This window comes from Sphingomonas pollutisoli (assembly GCF_029167165.1).
Classification (GTDB): Bacteria; Pseudomonadota; Alphaproteobacteria; order Sphingomonadales; family Sphingomonadaceae; genus Sphingomonas; species Sphingomonas pollutisoli.
On the sequence record NZ_JARFNJ010000006.1, the window covers coordinates 59,384 to 75,775 of the forward strand.

Annotated in this window: 15 protein-coding genes; 8 read left to right on the forward strand and 7 right to left on the reverse strand. The window is 66.3% G+C overall.

The window, feature by feature from the left end:
• Window positions 1-35 precede the first annotated feature (35 nt).
• The 6 genes from PX554_RS14240 to PX554_RS14260 all read right to left on the reverse strand — a co-directional run bounded on the left by PX554_RS14240 (window position 36) and on the right by PX554_RS14260 (window position 5,803).
• Entirely contained in the window at window positions 36-926 is an 891-nt protein-coding gene (locus tag PX554_RS14240) for an MBL fold metallo-hydrolase (protein WP_275502786.1), read from the reverse strand.
• 98 nt (window positions 927-1,024) lie between these two features.
• Window positions 1,025-3,334: a xanthine dehydrogenase family protein molybdopterin-binding subunit gene (locus tag PX554_RS14245; protein WP_275502790.1), complete on the reverse strand. Its 2,310-nt coding sequence runs from the start codon at window positions 3,332-3,334 to the stop codon at window positions 1,025-1,027.
• A complete protein-coding gene (locus PX554_RS14250; protein WP_093221889.1) occupies window positions 3,331-3,795 on the reverse strand; it encodes a (2Fe-2S)-binding protein in 465 nt (154 codons plus the stop codon). Before PX554_RS14250 ends, PX554_RS14245 begins: the two co-directional genes overlap by 4 nt.
• Window positions 3,792-5,084: a c-type cytochrome gene (locus tag PX554_RS14255; protein ID WP_275502793.1), complete on the reverse strand. Its 1,293-nt coding sequence runs from the start codon at window positions 5,082-5,084 to the stop codon at window positions 3,792-3,794. The genes PX554_RS14250 and PX554_RS14255 overlap by 4 nt, the downstream gene beginning before the upstream one ends.
• 297 nt (window positions 5,085-5,381) lie before the next feature.
• Complete coding sequence (locus PX554_RS26675) at window positions 5,382-5,534, reverse strand: integrase core domain-containing protein (RefSeq protein ID WP_093224234.1); 153 nt, start codon at window positions 5,532-5,534, stop codon at window positions 5,382-5,384.
• A complete protein-coding gene (locus tag PX554_RS14260; RefSeq protein ID WP_420833460.1) occupies window positions 5,498-5,803 on the reverse strand; it encodes a hypothetical protein in 306 nt (101 codons plus the stop codon). Before PX554_RS14260 ends, PX554_RS26675 begins: the two co-directional genes overlap by 37 nt.
• A gap of 986 nt (window positions 5,804-6,789) precedes the next feature.
• Here PX554_RS14260 and PX554_RS14265 point away from each other — a divergent pair.
• The 8 genes from PX554_RS14265 to PX554_RS14300 all read left to right on the forward strand — a co-directional run bounded on the left by PX554_RS14265 (window position 6,790) and on the right by PX554_RS14300 (window position 15,164).
• Complete coding sequence (locus tag PX554_RS14265; RefSeq protein ID WP_476712851.1) at window positions 6,790-7,113, forward strand: rhamnogalacturonan lyase family protein; 324 nt, start codon at window positions 6,790-6,792, stop codon at window positions 7,111-7,113.
• A 141-nt stretch (window positions 7,114-7,254) separates the two neighbouring features.
• A complete protein-coding gene (locus PX554_RS14270) occupies window positions 7,255-7,893 on the forward strand; it encodes a DUF6250 domain-containing protein (RefSeq protein WP_275502795.1) in 639 nt (212 codons plus the stop codon).
• A 13-nt stretch (window positions 7,894-7,906) separates the two neighbouring features.
• Window positions 7,907-10,705 carry an exo-rhamnogalacturonan lyase family protein gene (locus tag PX554_RS14275; RefSeq protein WP_275502796.1) on the forward strand — a complete coding sequence of 933 codons (2,799 nt, stop codon included), beginning with the start codon at window positions 7,907-7,909 and terminating at the stop codon, window positions 10,703-10,705.
• Between the two features lie 161 nt (window positions 10,706-10,866).
• Window positions 10,867-12,213 (forward strand): erythromycin esterase family protein, encoded by a 1,347-nt coding sequence (locus tag PX554_RS14280; protein WP_275502797.1) that lies wholly within the window; start codon window positions 10,867-10,869, stop codon window positions 12,211-12,213.
• 5 nt (window positions 12,214-12,218) lie between these two features.
• The gene (locus tag PX554_RS14285) at window positions 12,219-12,869 is read left to right on the forward strand and encodes a dienelactone hydrolase family protein (RefSeq protein ID WP_093224225.1); all 651 of its coding nucleotides are present in this window, start codon (window positions 12,219-12,221) and stop codon (window positions 12,867-12,869) included.
• Window position 12,870: 1 nt separating this feature from the next.
• On the forward strand, window positions 12,871-13,560 hold the full coding sequence (locus PX554_RS14290) for a phosphoribosyltransferase (protein ID WP_275502801.1): 690 nt from the start codon (window positions 12,871-12,873) through the stop codon (window positions 13,558-13,560).
• A gap of 16 nt (window positions 13,561-13,576) precedes the next feature.
• Window positions 13,577-14,134: a nitroreductase family protein gene (locus PX554_RS14295; protein WP_275502802.1), complete on the forward strand. Its 558-nt coding sequence runs from the start codon at window positions 13,577-13,579 to the stop codon at window positions 14,132-14,134.
• A gap of 241 nt (window positions 14,135-14,375) precedes the next feature.
• A complete protein-coding gene (locus PX554_RS14300; RefSeq protein ID WP_275502803.1) occupies window positions 14,376-15,164 on the forward strand; it encodes an IclR family transcriptional regulator in 789 nt (262 codons plus the stop codon).
• A gap of 31 nt (window positions 15,165-15,195) precedes the next feature.
• Here the strand turns inward: PX554_RS14300 and PX554_RS14305 are convergent, their stop codons facing one another.
• Complete coding sequence (locus PX554_RS14305) at window positions 15,196-16,335, reverse strand: DUF2252 family protein (protein WP_338061601.1); 1,140 nt, start codon at window positions 16,333-16,335, stop codon at window positions 15,196-15,198.
• Between the last annotated feature and the right edge of the window lie 57 nt (window positions 16,336-16,392).

Sequence of the window (16,392 nt, forward strand, 5' to 3'; positions counted from 1 at the left end):
CTTCCAATCATGTCCGGCAGAAAAGAGCTCAACCTTCAGTCAATTCCCCGGACGTCGGGTTGCCACGCATACGCGCCACCCTGCCGCTTGATCCTTCCGATGCCTGGAAAGGGGAAGTGCGGGGCGAATACGCGTTCGCCGCTGGCGGCAAGTCGCGCGAGCCAAGCTTCGCGACTTTTCCGCCCCGCGAGTCCGTCCGTATCGTAGCCGATGATCCACGCGGGATGACCGAGCGATAGGATCGCGCTGTGCGCCAAGTCACCGATGTCCAAGAGGTGGCTGCCACCCGTCCCGATCTGGAAACCGACATGACCCGGTGTGTGCCCGGGTATCCCGACCGCGACGATGCCCGGAAACACCGTGGCACCTATCTGGAAGGTCTTCACCCGCGCCGAGATCGCGGCCACAAGCGCCGGATCTCCCTTCTGTTGCATCCACGACCATTCCGTCGCGGACATGTGGATGGCCGCTTTTGGAAATGCGCGGGCTCCCGTAGCGGTCACTAGGCCACCGACGTGATCGCCGTGCGAATGGGTGATGAGTATATCGCTGACCGCGTCCGGTTTTATCCCGGCTTTGGCGAGGCTCGCCATCAAGGCCCCGCCGGCCTTCGGGCCCAGGCCCGTGTCGATCAGCACGTTTCGTCCGGACTGTCGCACGAGGAGGGCATCGACGCCGAGCGTGATCCTGTCCGTCGGCGCCCCGGCTTCCGAGAGCGCAGCGGCCACCTGCTTCGAACCGACGTCCTTCCCGAACACCGAGCCGTCATTCGGGACGATGTTCAGCATGTCCCGTAACGCGATGACGGTGGAGTTGCCCACACGTATCGAAGTTTCCGCCGGCCCGATCTGCGCCGGTGCCGACACAGCCGGCGACGAGAAAACAGTCGCCATCATTGCAAGCGGCATCAGCACGAAGCGGTTCATCTTTTCCCTCCCTTGATCGAACGCCTACGAGTTGGCCTTTGGAGACAGTCGCTTCGTGTCAGGCCGATCGACGTGGAATCCGTATCGGCATAATCACTTTACTTCGCGTTCAATCCCGACAGGACTGCTGCGGGCGAAATCGGGATATGGCGCAACCTCACTCCGATCGCGGCGTAGATCGCATTTCCGATCGCAGGGGCGACGACCGTGGTGGCGGGTTCGCCCAACCCGACCGGAACGTTCTCGCTCTCGACGAAACTGACGTCGATGTCTGGCGTGTCGGCAATGCGCAGCGGGTTGTAGGTGTTGAGATTGGTGTCCTTTACCTGGCCCGCGACGAATTCGGTGCCTTCGTGCAGCGCCATGCTGAGGCCCCACAGCGCACCGCCCTGAACCTGCGCCAGCGCGCCGTCCGGATCCACGATCGTGCCCGCGTCCACCACCAGCGTCAGCTTCTCGACGCGAACGATGCCCGTGGCGCGGTCGACATGGACCTGCGCAGCGCACGCTACCCAGGTCGGCATGTCGCGCTCCTGTCCGAAGCTGGTGGCGATGCCGAGCCCGGTGTCGGCCGGACGTTTGCTCCCCCAGCCGGCTTTTTCGGCGACGCGGCGCACCACCTCGGCCTGGCGGAGCGCGCCGCCGACCGCGTTCGGCGCGGAGCCAGCGTTACGCCCCTTGCCGGTGAGCAGCTTCAGGCGAAACGCCACCGGATCGGACTTGGTGTGGTGCGCCGCCTCGTCGATGAAACTCTCCAGCGCCCAGTTTGTCCAGCCCGGCCCAACCGAGCGCAGCCAGCCGGGGCGGAAGGTGGTGTTGGCGAGATCGTTGGCGACCGCGCGCACACTCTGGTGGCCGACGTCGTACCAATGGTCCGCACCTGAGATCGCGAACGGATCATACTGGCCGCCCTTCTTGGTCTTGGCGAGCAGCGTGGGGCCGGCGATCACCTGCGTCGGCCAGCCCGCGCAGGCGTGATGCTCCATCGCCTGGATCTGGCCGCCGCCGTCGAAACGCATGCGCAGGCGCTGCACCGAGGGCGAGCGCACCGAATCGAAACGCACGTCATCTTCGCGGGTGAGGATCATCTTCACCGGACGGCCCAGCGCCTTGGTGGCAAGCGCGGCGGGGATCGTATAATCGCCGTTGAGTCGCCGGCCGAAGCCGCCGCCGAGCAGATAGCTTCGTAACACCACCTTGGTCTCGGGCACGGCCAGCGCCTTGGCGAGCGTCGGCAGAATCAGGCTCTGCCACTGATTGCCCGTATGAATCTCGAACACGCCGTCCTTTTCGAAGGCGAGCGCGTTGAGCGGCTCGAGCTGGAAATGGAGAACGGTCGCGGTGGTGTAGATCTGCTCGATTGTGGTCGCGGCGGCGGCGCGGAAATCGGGCGTGCTGTCATCGTCGGCGATGTCGAGCTGGATGCCGCCATCGGCCTTGGCGACCAGCGCGCGGGCATGGTCCTGAAGCGTCTGTTCGGTCACGTCCGCGCCGGGGCCGGGGGTCCAGACGACTTGGAGCAAGTCGGTCGCCTTGATCGCGGCGTAATAGGAGGTGGCGATCACCATCACCCACCCGGGTACTGTGTCCGATGGATCCTCGAGCACCAGATAGCGCAGATACCCCTTCACCGTCTTGGCGGCGCCGTCATCGACCGAGACAACCTTGGAGCCGTTGCGGGTCGGTGGCAGCTTGGGGCGGGCATAGACCATGCCCGGCAGCGTCGCGTCGATGCCGTAGATCGCGGTGCCATTGGTCTTGGCGTCGATGTCGAGGCCGTGCGTTTCGCGCCCGATCAGGCGGCGGTCCTTGACCGGCTTGATCGGTAGCGCCTTGAGCTCGTCGGGGGTGAACTGCCGCGCCACCGCGCCGGTTCTGGCGATGTCGCCATAGGTCACCGAGCGGCCGCCGAAATGAACCGCGCCGCCCTTCGCGGTGCAATGGGCCGGATTGGCGCCCATCAATTTGGCGCCGGCTTCGATCAGCGCGATCCGCCCCGCGGCACCCGCCTGGCTGAACACGGGGAAGGTCTGCCACACCGACCAGCTTCCCCCGGTAACCATCAGGCCCCATTTGGGATCGCTATCGACGTGAACGATGCGGACCTTGTCCCAGTCCGCCTCGAGCTCGTCGGCGAGGATGCGCGCGAGCGCGGTGCCGACATGCTGGCCCATCTCTGCGCGGATGATGTTGACGGTGACGATCCCGGCCGCATCGATTCCGAACCAGATCGTCGGTTCGAAGAGCGGGCTGGTGGCGGGGGCGGGCACGCCGCCGGGAACCGCCGGATCGATCGCCGCCAGCACGCGCGAGAAGCCGAAGGCGAGCCCCGCCGCACCGCTCGCCACCAGGAAGCCGCGGCGACTGAACGGCGACGCAGCGTCGCCAGGACCAAGGAGACGCGTCATGCCTTCGATCCCATCTCGGCGGCTGCCTGCTTGATCGCCGCACGGATGCGAACGTAGGTCATGCAGCGGCACAGGCTGCCGGTCATCACCGCGTCGATTTCCGCGTCGCTGGGCGCGGGGAAATCCTGTAGCATCGCTGCGGCCTGCATGATCTGGCCCGATTGGCAGTAGCCGCATTGCGGCACTTGCAACTCGCGCCACGCCCGCTGCAGCGGATGGTTCGAGGCTGGGTCGAGGCCCTCGATGGTGGTTACGGCGGCGCCCTCGACCGCCGCGAGCGGGGTGATGCACGATCGCGTAGCGCGACCGCCGACATGGACGGTGCAAGCGCCACACATGCCGATCCCGCAGCCGAATTTGGTGCCGGTCAGGCCGATCGCGTCCCGGATCACCCAAAGTAGCGGGGTGTCATCCTCCACGTCGGTGGTCACCGCGCGGCCGTTGATGGTGAAACTGGTCATTGGCCCTGGCCCTGCGCGCGGATGGTGGCAACTTTGGTCTCGAGATCGGACCACGCCGGCTTGCCGGTCCGCGTGGCGCGCAGATAGGCGGCGATTCGGGCGACGTCCGCGTCTGTGAAGCCGCGCGCGAACCCTGGCATGACCACGCCCGGCGCACCGTCCCGTGCGCTCACCCCGTACAGAATGACGCGGATCAGGTTGGTCGGATCATCCAAATTCACGGCACTGTTGAGCGCCAGATCAGGGCGTAACGGGTTCAACTGCCGACCGTTATAGTGGCACGACGCGCACGCGCTCGTATAGAGGCGCGCGGCGGGATCGTAGGTCAGGCCAGTGCCGACCTTGTCCGCCGCCATCGCCTTGGCGATCGCGGCCTCACCCCGCCTGTCATGGCCTGCCGATCCGTTGCGGCTGGCGAAATAGGTGGCGATCGCGCCGACATCAGCCGCCGGCAGATGCGAAAGACCGCGCGGCACGGCGCCCATCGGTCCGGCCGCAGTACCGTGGTATCGGCTAATGCCGGTGCTCAGATACGCAACGAGTTCGGCCTGCGTCCACGGCACCGGCGAGGGGTTGGTCTTGTCGAGCGGCGGTGCGATCCAGCCGTCGATCGGGGCGCCGGCGAAAGCGCGGCTCTTGATCTCGGCGCCGAGCATGCCGCGCGGCGTGTGGCAAGCACCACAGTGGCTGAGCCCCTCGGCCAAATACGCGCCGCGGTTCCACGCCGCGCTTTGCGCCGGTTCGGCGCGGAAGCGGCCGGGGGTGAAGAACAGGAATTTCCACCCCGCCTGCAACAAGCGGATGTTCAAGGGAAAGGGGACGGTGTTGTCGCTGGCGTCCTGGCGCACAGGCGTCCGCGTCATGAAATAGGCATAGAGCGCCGCGACATCGGCGTCGGTCAGCTTGGTGAAATGGTCGTACGGAAACGCCGGGAACAGGTGGGCGCCGTTGCGCGAGACGCCCTCGTGCATCGCCCGCCGGAACGCCGGCTCGGACCATTTGCCGATCCCGGTCTCGGGATCGGGCGTGATGTTGGTCGAATAGATCGTGCCGAACTGCGTTGCCATCGGATAGCCGCCCGCGAAGGGCTTGCCGCCTTTGGCGGTGTGGCAAGACGCGCAATATCCCGCGCTCGCCAGCACTTCGCCTCGGGCGACGAGCGCGGGGGCAAAGCTGTCGCGGGCGGGCTGAGGGATCTCCGCGATCGCCGGCCGCCATGCGAAAACGCAAAACGCGCTTATGCCGACGACGATCGCGACGACGGCGCCCAGAAGCAGGCGCTTCAGCACGGCGAATGTGTCTTCATGCGCAGACCTTCGATGAAAGTAGTAGCCGCCGCCGGATTATCACCTTCTAAGTACGCCTCGTCCAGTGGTCGTTTTGCACGGCCGCTCGCCAATATGCCTTTGGATTTTCGTTAACGTTTGGGGACGTTGCCGCCGGTAGAATTTCGGCGGATACAGCTTGCGGCTCGATTGTCCGTTTCTCACAGTTTCGATCTTGCGGCACGCGAAACTGACCGATCCGGAAATGACCTCACCCCCCTCTCTGGTCCGGTCTTTACGAGAAAACCGGCTTTCTTTTCGTCAGGGTAGGCCTGCCGTGACGAAAAAGCGCGCTCCATTGGGGGAGGGGCCGCGCGGACGATGCTCATTGTAGTCGCGCCGCCACGCATCAGATTTTACCTGTGCGTCGTCCAAGCTCAAGAGCCAGTAGGCGTTGCGGCGTTCGGCCCGCACACGGCCGTTGAACGCCTCGGCGGGCGCATTGTCGTGGGCTTGCCGGGACGGCTGAAGCCCAGCACCACATCATGCTGGTAGGCCCATAAATCGAGATTGCTCGAGATGAGCTTGGGGCCGTTGTCCAGGCGAATGCGTTTGGGGCGGCCATGAACCGCAGCGATGCGGTCGAGCGTCCCGACCACGTCGGAACCCCGGTGGCTCGTCCCTACGTTCAGCGCGGATGACACGCGGGTGGTCGTCCCGCGGAGCCTGCCGGGATCGCTCATGAAGGCGAGCCGAGGGCTGCCGACGCCCGAGAAGCCTATCATTCCGGCCCGCCGTTTTCGTAACGGCGGGCCAAACGAGTTCATTTTGCGGGTGTCGCGGCCTTCGCGGGCAACTTGGCGAAATCGGCATCGAGCGCGGCAAGAACCTGATCCGTGATCTTGTCGCCCGTCGAGGGCTGGACGTTCTTGGCGTCCGGGCTAGAGGACGCGACCCGTACAGTGCGACGCTGGGTACGGTGTCGCTGGGCGACTGTGGGAATGTGCCGCAACGGGCTGAAAAAGGGTTAGCTTTCACTGCCACCCGCCTTTGTGGCAAGTCGGCATCAGGCGCGCGCGCCCCCAGCGCGCAGACGTTCACGAGCGACCGCAGCTTCTAGGGCCTGATCTATCGCGTTGCAGCGATCATCAAGTCAAAGCACATCCGTGCAGACTCTAGCCCAAGATGAGTAGCGCCAGTCCACAGATGAAGATAGCGCTACCGCTCGCGCAACAAAGGAGCGGGAAACCGCACTGGCATAAAGCAGGCTCCAACCGTTCCATACAACCTCTCCTGCCGCTCTTTTGAACGGTCGAGGATCATTTACCACCATAGCGGATCGGTGAAAACCCAATCCATCGCAGTATGGCAGAGTAAGGCCGTTTTGCTTACGACAAGTTCACTCGGTGGCAGGCTGCTCGCCGGCCCGGCGCGGCACAGTCTGTGTTCGCGCCGATGCCGCAGGCCGCTCAAAATTCCAGCCGTTGGATGGGATACGTCTTATCGCTCGGATATCTTGGTGTCGTGGCTCCACCTTAGGGGGCCTACGGGTATGCGGTAGACGCCACCAGTCCCTGACAGAAGGACGAGGGGGGTGGCATTCGGGTTGAGTCGTTGGAAAGCCTTCCCAACCAGTACCATACGGAGAAAGGGGTATTGTTTGAGGTATCGCCGGAAATTGCTGAAAAAGTCAGCTTTTTCTATGGCATAACACTCTCGATCGGGTTCCATCAGCAAATGGGACTGGAAGACCGCCACCACCGTCCCGCTGCTCGCTCCTGCGGGGCTGATGTCGAACAACGGCACCAAGGCGAACCCCGCGTTGCAGGCGGATCTTCTGGGTGACTGGCGCGAGGAAGTGGTTTGGCGCACCGCCGACAATCGGGAATTGCGGATCTATGTCACGCCCTATCCGACCACGCATCGTTTGGTGACGCTGATGCAAGATCCGGTCTATCGCGCCAGGGTGGCCTGGCAGGACACGGCATATAACCAGCCGCCGCACCTCGGCTATTTTCCGGGCAGCCTGACCGCGTCCGGGACGGCGAAATAGTCCGACCGACACTACGCTCGCGAGGGGGAGTCTACTGCACAACACCATAATATGGAACTTGCACATATATTTCGGGACCGTCTTGGCAAAGCGACGCGCGCCGTCCTATGCTGGCGCGAACGCTAGAAGCGAGGAGAGGTCATGAGCATCGGAGTGGTCCTCGCCAGCATCGCCGCGCCGACCGCGGCACAGGCGCCGCTCACCGATTGGCGGATCGAGGCCGAATCGGCCGATGCGGAGATCACCGAACGCGGTGGTATCATCGACATCGACACGCCCAAGGGACTCACCTTGTGGTGGACGAAGCCGATCATCGCGCCGACGACGATTACCTTCGAGGCAATGGCGATCTCCGCTGGCGGCGCCAATGACACGGTGAGCGACCTCAACGCCTTCTGGATGGCAACCAACAACGACGGATCGTCGGTGCTGTCCAAGCGGCGTTCGGGTGTGTTCGCCGCTTATGACGACCTGCGGGCGTATTATGTCGGAATCGGCGGCAACCGGAACACGACGACGCGGTTTCGCCGCTATATGGGTGTGCCGGGCAACCGCCCGCTCCTGCCCGAACATGACAGAGCCGGACCCGCCGACTTACTGGTTCCCAATCGCTGGACGCGCATCGCGCTGATCGCCGACGGTCACACGGTGGCGGTCGAACGGGACGGGCAACGGCTGTTCACGCTCGACGACGCCCGCCCGTACACACGCGGCCATTGGGGACTGCGCACCACGTGGAGCCACCTGCGCATCCGGCGTGTGTCCGTGACGCATCTTTGATGGAGACCGAGACATGCTGAATCGCCGCGAGACGCTCAAGGCGGCGCTGGGAAGTGCCGCTGCGGTACTGCCGGCCCGGTTACGCGCGGCCCCGGTCGCGGCATTCCAGCCTGCGCCGGTGCGCTGGATCGATGGCGTGGCGCCGGTGATGCAGGCGGGGCAGACGTTCGGCGTCGCCTGGCCACGCGGTGCGATCAAGCGTGGCACCCTGCTGACCGTAACGACGCGCGACGGCAAGCCGGTGCCATCGCAGTTCTGGATCACGGCTAGTTGGCCCGACGGCTCGATCAAGTGGAGCGCCCACGCTATCCCCGCCGACATCGCGCCGGATGGCCTGATCGTCACGCGCGGTCGCCCTGCGGTGCCGGCCCGGCCGGTCCGCGTCACCGAAAGCGCGGATGCTGTGACGATCACGGTCGGCGATCTGCAATGGCGCATCGGCACATCGGGCGCGGCGCTGGTACAGCAGGCGAGCATCTCCGGGCGGACGGTGCTCGGCCCGGTGACCCTCATCGGTGCCGCACGAACCGAGCCGCTGCACGGCGCGGACCTGCCGTTTTCAGGGCGGATCAACCGGGTGACGGTCGAACAAACCGGACCAGTTCGCGCGGTCGTGAAAATTGAAGGCGCGCATTACTCAGGCGAGCGTCGCTGGTTGCCATTCGTCGTCCGGCTCTATGCCTACACCGGGTCCGCCGGTCTGCGGATGGTACATAGTGTGGTGTTCGACGGAAACGCGTCGAAGGACTTTGTCTCGGCGCTTGGCGTCCGGGCGAGCGTGCCTGTGAAAGACGCCGCGCTCTACGACCGGCATGTGCGCTTTGTCACCGACGCGCAGGTCTTCGCCGAGGGCGTGCGCCCTTTGACCGGGCTGCGGCGTGATCCCGGAACGGCGTTCAAGGCGGCGCAGGTCGCGGGGCGCGCGGTGCCGCCGCTCGACACGATGGCCAAGGCGGTCCGCTCGACGCTCGAGCGTATCCCCGCCTGGGGCGACTTCCGGCTCGATCAGCCGACCGCCAACGGCTGGACGATCACCAAGCGGACCGCGCCCGATTACGGCTGGATCAATGTCGATCAAGGGCATCGCGCGCCCGGGCTTGCCTATGTCGGCTCGCCCCAGGGCGGAGCGGCGCTGGGCGTGCGCTATTTCTGGCAGCGGCATCCAAGCGCCCTCCATATCGATGGCGCGACCGGCGACGAAGCCGCGCTGACGGCGTGGCTATGGTCGCCCGAGGCGGCGGCGATGGATATGCGGCCCTATCACGGTACGATGGGCATGGAGCGTTACGACGCGCAGAACGAAGGCCTGTCGGTCACCTATGAAGATTATGAGCCCGGCTGGGACGACGCGGCGGGGATCGCGCGTACCAGCGAGCTGATGCTCTGGGCGTTCCCGGCCACGCCCGACACCGCGATCCTTCAGGGGATGGCCAAGATGCAGGCCGAGCCGCCGCAACTGATGGTCGCGCCCGAGCAGCTCCATGCCGCGCAGGTGTTTGGCGACTGGGGCCTCCCCGATCGTTCGACGCCAAACCGCGCGGCGATCGAGAATCAATTGAGCAACCTCGTCGATTTCTACGCCGGCGAAGTCGATCGCCGCGCCTGGTATGGTTTCTGGAACCACGGCGATGTGATGCACACCTATGACAGCGATCGCCACCGCTGGCGCTACGACATCGGCGGGTTTGCGTGGGACAATAGCGAACTCTCGCCGGACTTGTGGCTATGGTATCAGGTGCTGCGCACCGGTGACGCCAAGACGTGGCGTTTCGCCGAGGCGATGACGCGCCATACCGGCGAGGTCGATGTCTATCACAGCGGCCGCTTCAAGGGGTTAGGCACGCGCCACGGCGTGCAGCATTGGAGCGACAGTTCGAAACAGCCGCGCGTCAGCAACGCGAGCTATCGCCGACCGTTCTACTATCTCACCGCCGACGAGCGCGTGGGCGACCTGCTTTACGACTTGATCACGTCCGACCAGACGCTCACCACGGTCGAAATCGGCCGCAAGGTGCCGAGCGCGGCGAAGAAACCCACGCTGCCGGCGGGCACGATCGAGATGACGTTCGGCACCACCTGGTGCCCGCTCGCCGCCGCCTGGCTGACCGAATGGGAGCGGACCGGCGACGTGCGGTGGCGGGATCGCGTGATCGCCGGGCTGGATAGCATCGGGCGCCTGCCCAAAGGCTGGATGACCGGGAGCGCCCCCTTCGACATGGCAAGCGGACGCTTCCTCGATCAGGGGCGCGGCATCCAGTTGTCGCATCTCAATGCCGTATTTGGCGCGGTGGAGGTGAGTGCGGAACTGATCCGCCTATTGGACGTGCCGCGCTACCGCGCCGCGTGGCTGGTGTATTGTCGGTGGTACAATGCGCCGCAGGCCGCCTACCTCGCCAAATTCGGGCCGCCCTTCGGCCCGCGCAACCTGCGCGAGGGGCACTCCCGGCTGACCGCTTATGCCGCGTTCGAGGAGAAAGACACGACGCTCGCCGCGCGCGCAGCGGACGAGTTTCTTTCCGGCGATGCCGGGCTCGGGACATGGACTTCGGATCCACGGCATCGTGTCGACGGGGTGCTTGAATGGCCGGGTGTTTCTACCAACGCCGCCGCACAATGGGGTTTGGCGGCGATCCAGAACCTCGCGCTGATCCCCGAAGCGTTGGATCGCGTGACGATCGTCGCCCCCGACGCACCGGGCCGGCGGCGGCAGGGCGACGCAGGCCGGGACCAGGCGAGCCCGCCGGCCCGAGCGGCCTATAGACCTTCACGTATCGGATGGCAGTTGACCTGCTCCCCATTATCAGGTCGCTGATACGTTAGCGTCGGTGTTCATCCGACGGTCATGGCAGGCCACCAGCAGCATGGCCCCCTGCCGAGATCCGTAATCTTCCCTAAAGACCATGCCGCGCCGATGCGGGAGAATCGCTCCTATCAACCTCCACTTTGCGGTGAGGCGTTGGGAATGGTGGCGCCATGAACGAACAGGTTTCTCTCGCGCGGCAAATTTCGGGAGAGGTTCCAGAAGGACTCGTGGAGGCGCTCCGCCGCAATGCGGAGAACCTGCCGGACCCCGATCGCGCCGACGAGTTCGGCGCCTATTTCGATCGCTTCGCAGATGTGCGCGTGCTGCTGCTGGGCGAGGCGACGCACGGCACCTCGGAATTCTACCGCGCGCGTGCGGCGATCACGCGCCGCCTGATCGAGCGCCACGGCTTCTCAATCGTCGCGGTGGAGGCCGACTGGCCGGATGCGGCCCGCATCGACGACTATGTTCGCCATCAGGCGCCGCGTCCGAGGCTCGGCGATCCGTTCGTGCGCTTCCCGACCTGGATGTGGCGGAACGCCGAGGTTCTGGCGTTCGCGGACTGGCTGCGCGGCCGCAACGCCGCCCTACCGGACGGCGAGCGCGCCTCGTTCCATGGCCTCGACGTCTATAGCCTCGGCGAGTCGATTCACGCGGTCATCGCCTACCTGCAAGCCGTCGCGCCGGAGAGGGTGGCCGCGGCGCGCGCCCGCTACGCCTGCCTGACGCCGTGGCAGGAGGATCCGGCGGGCTATGGCCGCGCCGTGCTACACGGCGGCGACGCTTGCGAGGACGGCGCGGTAGCGCAACTGCGCGAGCTGCTCGATCGCCGGGTCGCGCTGCTGCAAGCGCCTGATGGAGAAGCGTGGTTCGACGCGGTGCAGAACGCGCGCATCGTGCGTGCCGCGGAGCGCTATTATCGCGCCATGTATCGCGGCACCGCAGAAAGCTGGAATCTGCGTGACAGACACATGTTCGGCACCTTGCAGGCGCTGCTCGCGCATCGCGGCGACAACGCCAAGGCGGTGGTCTGGGCGCACAACAGCCATGTCGGTAACGCGGCCGCCACCGCCATGGGATGGGGAGGCGAGTTCAACATCGGCGAGCTCTGCCGAATGGCGCACGGCGATGAGGCCATGCTCATCGGCTTCGGTACGGATACCGGCACGGTCGCGGCGGCGAGCGACTGGGGCGGCGCGATGGAGATCAAGATGGTGCGCCCGGCGCGCCGCGACAGCTACGAGCATGCGTTCCGCCAAACCGGCTTGTCGCGCACGCTGACCGACTGGCGCTCGAGCGACCGCAAACACCTCGCCGCGCTTCTGCGAGAACCGCTGCTTGAGCGCGCCATCGGCGTGATCTATCGGCCGGAAACGGAGCTCACGAGCCACTATTTCCGGGCGGTGCTCGCCGAGCAGTTCGACGCGTGGGTGTGGTTCGAGCAAACGACGGCGGTCACACCGCTCGGCCCCGAACGCCCGGCGGGCGCTCCCGAAACCTATCCCTTCGGGCTGTGAGAGCGATGGTCACGCTCCTCGGCGTCCGCCCCGTCGAGCCGGTCAGGCCGGACGGCTTGAACGGTCTGCTCGCCATCCCGCCGGACCCGAGCGGCATCGTGATTTTCGCGCACGGCAGCGGCAGCGGACGGCTCAGCCCGCGCAACAATCATGTCGCGGATGCGCTGCACGCCGCCGGCATGGCCACCTTGCTCCTCGACCTGCTGACACCTGAAGAGGAGCAGGACCGGGTGAACGTCTTCGACATCGCGCTGCTCGCCTCCCGACTTGTGGGAGCGGCGGACTGGGTGCGCGGCCTGCCTTCCACCTCCATGCTGCCGATCGGCTATTTCGGTGCGAGTACCGGCGCAGGAGCGGCGCTGCTCGCCGCCTCCGGGCCCGATCCGCGCATCCGCGCCATCGTGTCACGCGGCGGGCGGCCCGATCTCGCCGGCGCACGCGCGCTCGCCCGCGTTCAGGCGCCGACGATGCTGATCGTCGGCAGCCGGGATGTGCCGGTGATCGCGCTGAACGAGACCGCCATGGCGCATTTGAGGTGCGAGCATGAACTCGTGATCGTGCCCGGGGCGCACCACTTGTTCGAAGAGGCGGGAACGCTCGACACCGTTATCGGCCACGCGACGCGCTGGTTCGCGATGCATTTCCAGGAGGCATGAGATGGCCGGTGCGCCAGAGCCGCTGTTTAACGACCGGCGAGCGGCCGGTCGCCGCCTGGCGGCGGTGCTCGCCCGTTTTCGCGACGCCCGCCCGCTCGTGCTGGCGTTGCCGCGCGGGGGTGTGCCGGTGGCATATGAGGTCGCGCGCGCGCTCGGCGCGGACCTCGACCTGCTGATGGTGCGCAAGATCGGTGCTCCCGGCCATGAGGAGGTCGGGATCGGCGCGGTGATAGACGGCGCCGACCCGCAGCTCGTGCTCAACGAGGAGGCGGTGCGTGCGCTTGTTCCCACACCCGAATATCTCCGCGCGGAGATGCGCCGGCAGCTCGCGGAGATCGAGCGTCGGCGCCGGGTCTATCTGGGCGATCGGTCGCCCCGCCCGATGACCGGCCGCACCGTGATCGTGGTGGACGATGGGGTGGCGACGGGGGGAACGGTCGTGGCGGCACTGCGGGGCGTACGGAAGAACGAGCCGGACCGAGTGGTGCTCGCCGTACCCGTGGCGCCGCGGGAAACCGTTCCGATGTTGCGCGCGGCGTGCGACGAGGTCGTCTGCCTGGCGACGCCGGAACCCTTCTACGCGGTGGGCCTGCACTATGCCGATTTCGAACAGACGAGCGACGAAGAGGTGGTGAGCCTGCTCGAACAGGCGGCGACGCACGCTGCGGCCGAACCTGTGCCTCTCAAGTAGCAAGGAGCTGTTCGCGATGGAGCTGATGGAAGCTATTCGACGCCGCCGAGCCGTACGCGAGTACACCGATGAGCCGGTGGCCGAGGACCAATTGCGTGCCTTGATCGGCGCAGCCGTGCAGGCACCGAGCGCAATGAACCAGCAATGCTGGTCTTTCTGCGTCGTGCGCGATGCGGCCCTGCTGGCCCAAATATCCGACGAGGCGAAGACGTACATGCTGCGCACGACGCCAGCCGGGCTCATCCCGCACCATTTGGAGGAGATGCTCGGTGCCGCGTCGTTCCACATCTTCTATCACGCGCCGGCCATGATCGTGATTTCCGCGACCATGGTAGGGGCTTGGGCGCCCATCGATTGCACGCTCGCGGCGGAAAATCTGATGCTCGCCGCCTGCGATGCTGGCCTGGGGAGCTGCTGGATCGGCTTCGCGCAAGGATGGCTCGGCACGCCGGAGGGCAAGGCGGCGCTCGGCCTTCCGGACGACTATACGCCGATCGCGCCCATCATCGTCGGCCACCCCAAGGCCGAGCCGCCTGTTGTTCCGCGTGGAGATCCGGAAATTCGCTGGGCGTGAGATCGCTTGGCCGATCAGCGAGTGGGCCGCGCCGGCACCGCTGCGGCCCCGACGCCGATTTTCTCGCGGCGGATGCCGTGAGCCTTTCGCTCATCATCAGGCATCGTCTTGTCACGGCCGCACCGCTATCCGCGTATGTCCCGCACGCGCGGGCGGCGGCCGCGCCCAATCCCGGCTTGCATCGCCGCGTAAGCCGGGCGATCGCGCATCGGCAAGACAGTCTTGCGCGACGGGAACCGCGATGAAACGAACGGGTGCGAAGGCGACCTATGCCGCCCCTGCGATCGAGAAGGCGTTCGAGGTGCTCGAACTGCTCGTGCGCTGGCCAGAGGGTGCGCTGGTCAGCGAGATGGCGGCGGACCTCGGCCGCTCTGTCGGTGAATTGTTCCGCATCGTGGTGGTGATGGAGCAGCTCGGCTACCTGAAGAAGTCGCAGACGACCGATCGCTACACGGTGACCTACAAATTGCTCGATCTCGCGTTCCGCGCGACACCATCGCAGGATATCGTGCGCGCGGCGCTGCCGGAGATGCAGGTGCTGGCGATCGAGGCCGGGCAGTCGTGCCATCTCGTCGTGCCGAACGGCGGCAGCGGCATGGTGGTCGCGCGGGAGGAACAGCCCGGCACGCGCGGCTTCGCGCTGAAGGTGGGCGCGCGAATCGACATCGTCCGGAGCTGCTCGGGGCAGGTGATCCTGGCGTTCTCGAACGATCAGCGCGGCGAACAAATCGTCCGCGCCGCGGAGAGTGAGCGCGGGATCGCGATCGACCGCGCCTGGCTGGCCGAGCGCAAGAGCGCCATCCGCGCCGCGGGCTTCGACCTGCGCAAAAGCCCGATCACGCATGGCGTGACCGACATCAGCTTTCCCATCTTCGGCTTCGATCGCGAGATCGTCGCGGCGCTGACGATACCGTTTCTCGAACTGATTGACGGATCGCAGAAGGTCCATATCGATGCCGCGCGCGACCTGCTGCGGGCGGCGACGGCGCGGGTGTCGGACCGGCTCGGGTATCAGCCCGACGCGGGCTGAGGAACGCCGGCCCGCTCAGGTGCGATCCCGGTCAGGCGGCCGTCGCCAGCGCGTAGCGGCGGCAATGTTCAAGGTAGCCTGCCTCATGCCGGCCCGCGAGATCGACGACGCTTTCCCATAGCCAGGACGGGGCGTCGATCGTCGCGGTGCGGCTTCGGCCCAGCTCGGTTTGCCACGAGCGGCGAACCTCGGCGCCGAGCTGGCGCGCATGCGCCTTGCCGACGACGAAGGCGAGGTAATGCGCGGCCTTGATCGCCTGCCCGGTGGTGAACTGATCGACTTCGAGCTTGAGATCCTGCGGCATCAGTTCGCGCACGAAAACCGACGTGTCGAGAATGTGCGCGGCGGCGATCCGCTCGCCCAGGTGCGGGGAGAGCGCGCGGGCTGCCGCGACAACGCGCTCGCCGGGGCAACCGGGCATGTTCGCGCCAGGCGCGGCGGGTGCGATCGGCGCGACGGCCTGTTTGATGTCGACGAGCGCGTGGGCAGGATCACCCTCGGCATCGCGCAGTTCGACGATCGCGGCGATGCGCAGCAGGCCGAGCGAACTGCACCCCTTCATCCAATAGGCGGCATCGGCCATGCGGACGCGCTGGTCCCCCGCACGGTGGCGCAGCGCGAGCACCATCCGGGCGACCGCCGGTTCGTCGAACACGGCGGCGACCGCCCGCCGCTCGTCCTCGTCGAGCCGCCAGAAGCGTTTGCCGAGCGGGATCGACGGCTCGACATCGTCGAGGCGTTCCTTGGCGAGATGCCGCCAGCGTCGTCCGAGCGCGCGCCGGCGGACGGTGCGTACCGCGTCGGGCTCGGGGCCGGCATCGCCGCTGGCGGGATCGGCGAGCGCGGTTTCGTAGCCGAGCACCATCTGTTCGATCATGCGCGCGGTGGTGACGCCGGGCAGATCCGAGCCCCGCGCCGCCGTCGCCAGCGAAAGGCCGAGGCGGATGAGATCGTGCAGCGGGTTACCGATCACCGCCTGATCGAGATCGCGGATCTGGATTTCGACGTCGCCGGCGCCGTTCGCGATCGGGCCCAGGTTGCCGAGATGACAATCGCCGCAGATCCAGATCGGCGGGCCTTCCGGCAAGTGCCTGGCCACCGGGGATGCCGCCAGCCATTCGTAGAATTTCGCGGTGTTGCCGCGCACATAGGCATGTGCCGATCGCGCCATCTTCAACGTTCGTTTGGCTTCGAGAATCCCGCTTCGTTCGTCGCGGGTCGGATGGTC

Coding starts and splice junctions, on each gene's coding strand:
- PX554_RS14245 (WP_275502790.1), bottom strand. CDS start 3,334: ATGACGCGTCTCCTTGGTCCTGGCGACGCTGCGTCGCCGTTCAGTCGC.
- PX554_RS14290 (WP_275502801.1), top strand. CDS start 12,871: ATGGCCGGTGCGCCAGAGCCGCTGTTTAACGACCGGCGAGCGGCCGGT.
- PX554_RS14240 (WP_275502786.1), bottom strand. CDS start 926: ATGAACCGCTTCGTGCTGATGCCGCTTGCAATGATGGCGACTGTTTTC.
- PX554_RS14275 (WP_275502796.1), top strand. CDS start 7,907: ATGCTGAATCGCCGCGAGACGCTCAAGGCGGCGCTGGGAAGTGCCGCT.
- PX554_RS14250 (WP_093221889.1), bottom strand. CDS start 3,795: ATGACCAGTTTCACCATCAACGGCCGCGCGGTGACCACCGACGTGGAG.
- PX554_RS14300 (WP_275502803.1), top strand. CDS start 14,376: ATGAAACGAACGGGTGCGAAGGCGACCTATGCCGCCCCTGCGATCGAG.
- PX554_RS14270 (WP_275502795.1), top strand. CDS start 7,255: ATGAGCATCGGAGTGGTCCTCGCCAGCATCGCCGCGCCGACCGCGGCA.
- PX554_RS14285 (WP_093224225.1), top strand. CDS start 12,219: ATGGTCACGCTCCTCGGCGTCCGCCCCGTCGAGCCGGTCAGGCCGGAC.
- PX554_RS14280 (WP_275502797.1), top strand. CDS start 10,867: ATGAACGAACAGGTTTCTCTCGCGCGGCAAATTTCGGGAGAGGTTCCA.
- PX554_RS14295 (WP_275502802.1), top strand. CDS start 13,577: ATGGAGCTGATGGAAGCTATTCGACGCCGCCGAGCCGTACGCGAGTAC.
- PX554_RS14260 (WP_420833460.1), bottom strand. CDS start 5,803: ATGAGCGATCCCGGCAGGCTCCGCGGGACGACCACCCGCGTGTCATCC.
- PX554_RS14305 (WP_338061601.1), bottom strand. CDS start 16,335: ATGGCGCGATCGGCACATGCCTATGTGCGCGGCAACACCGCGAAATTC.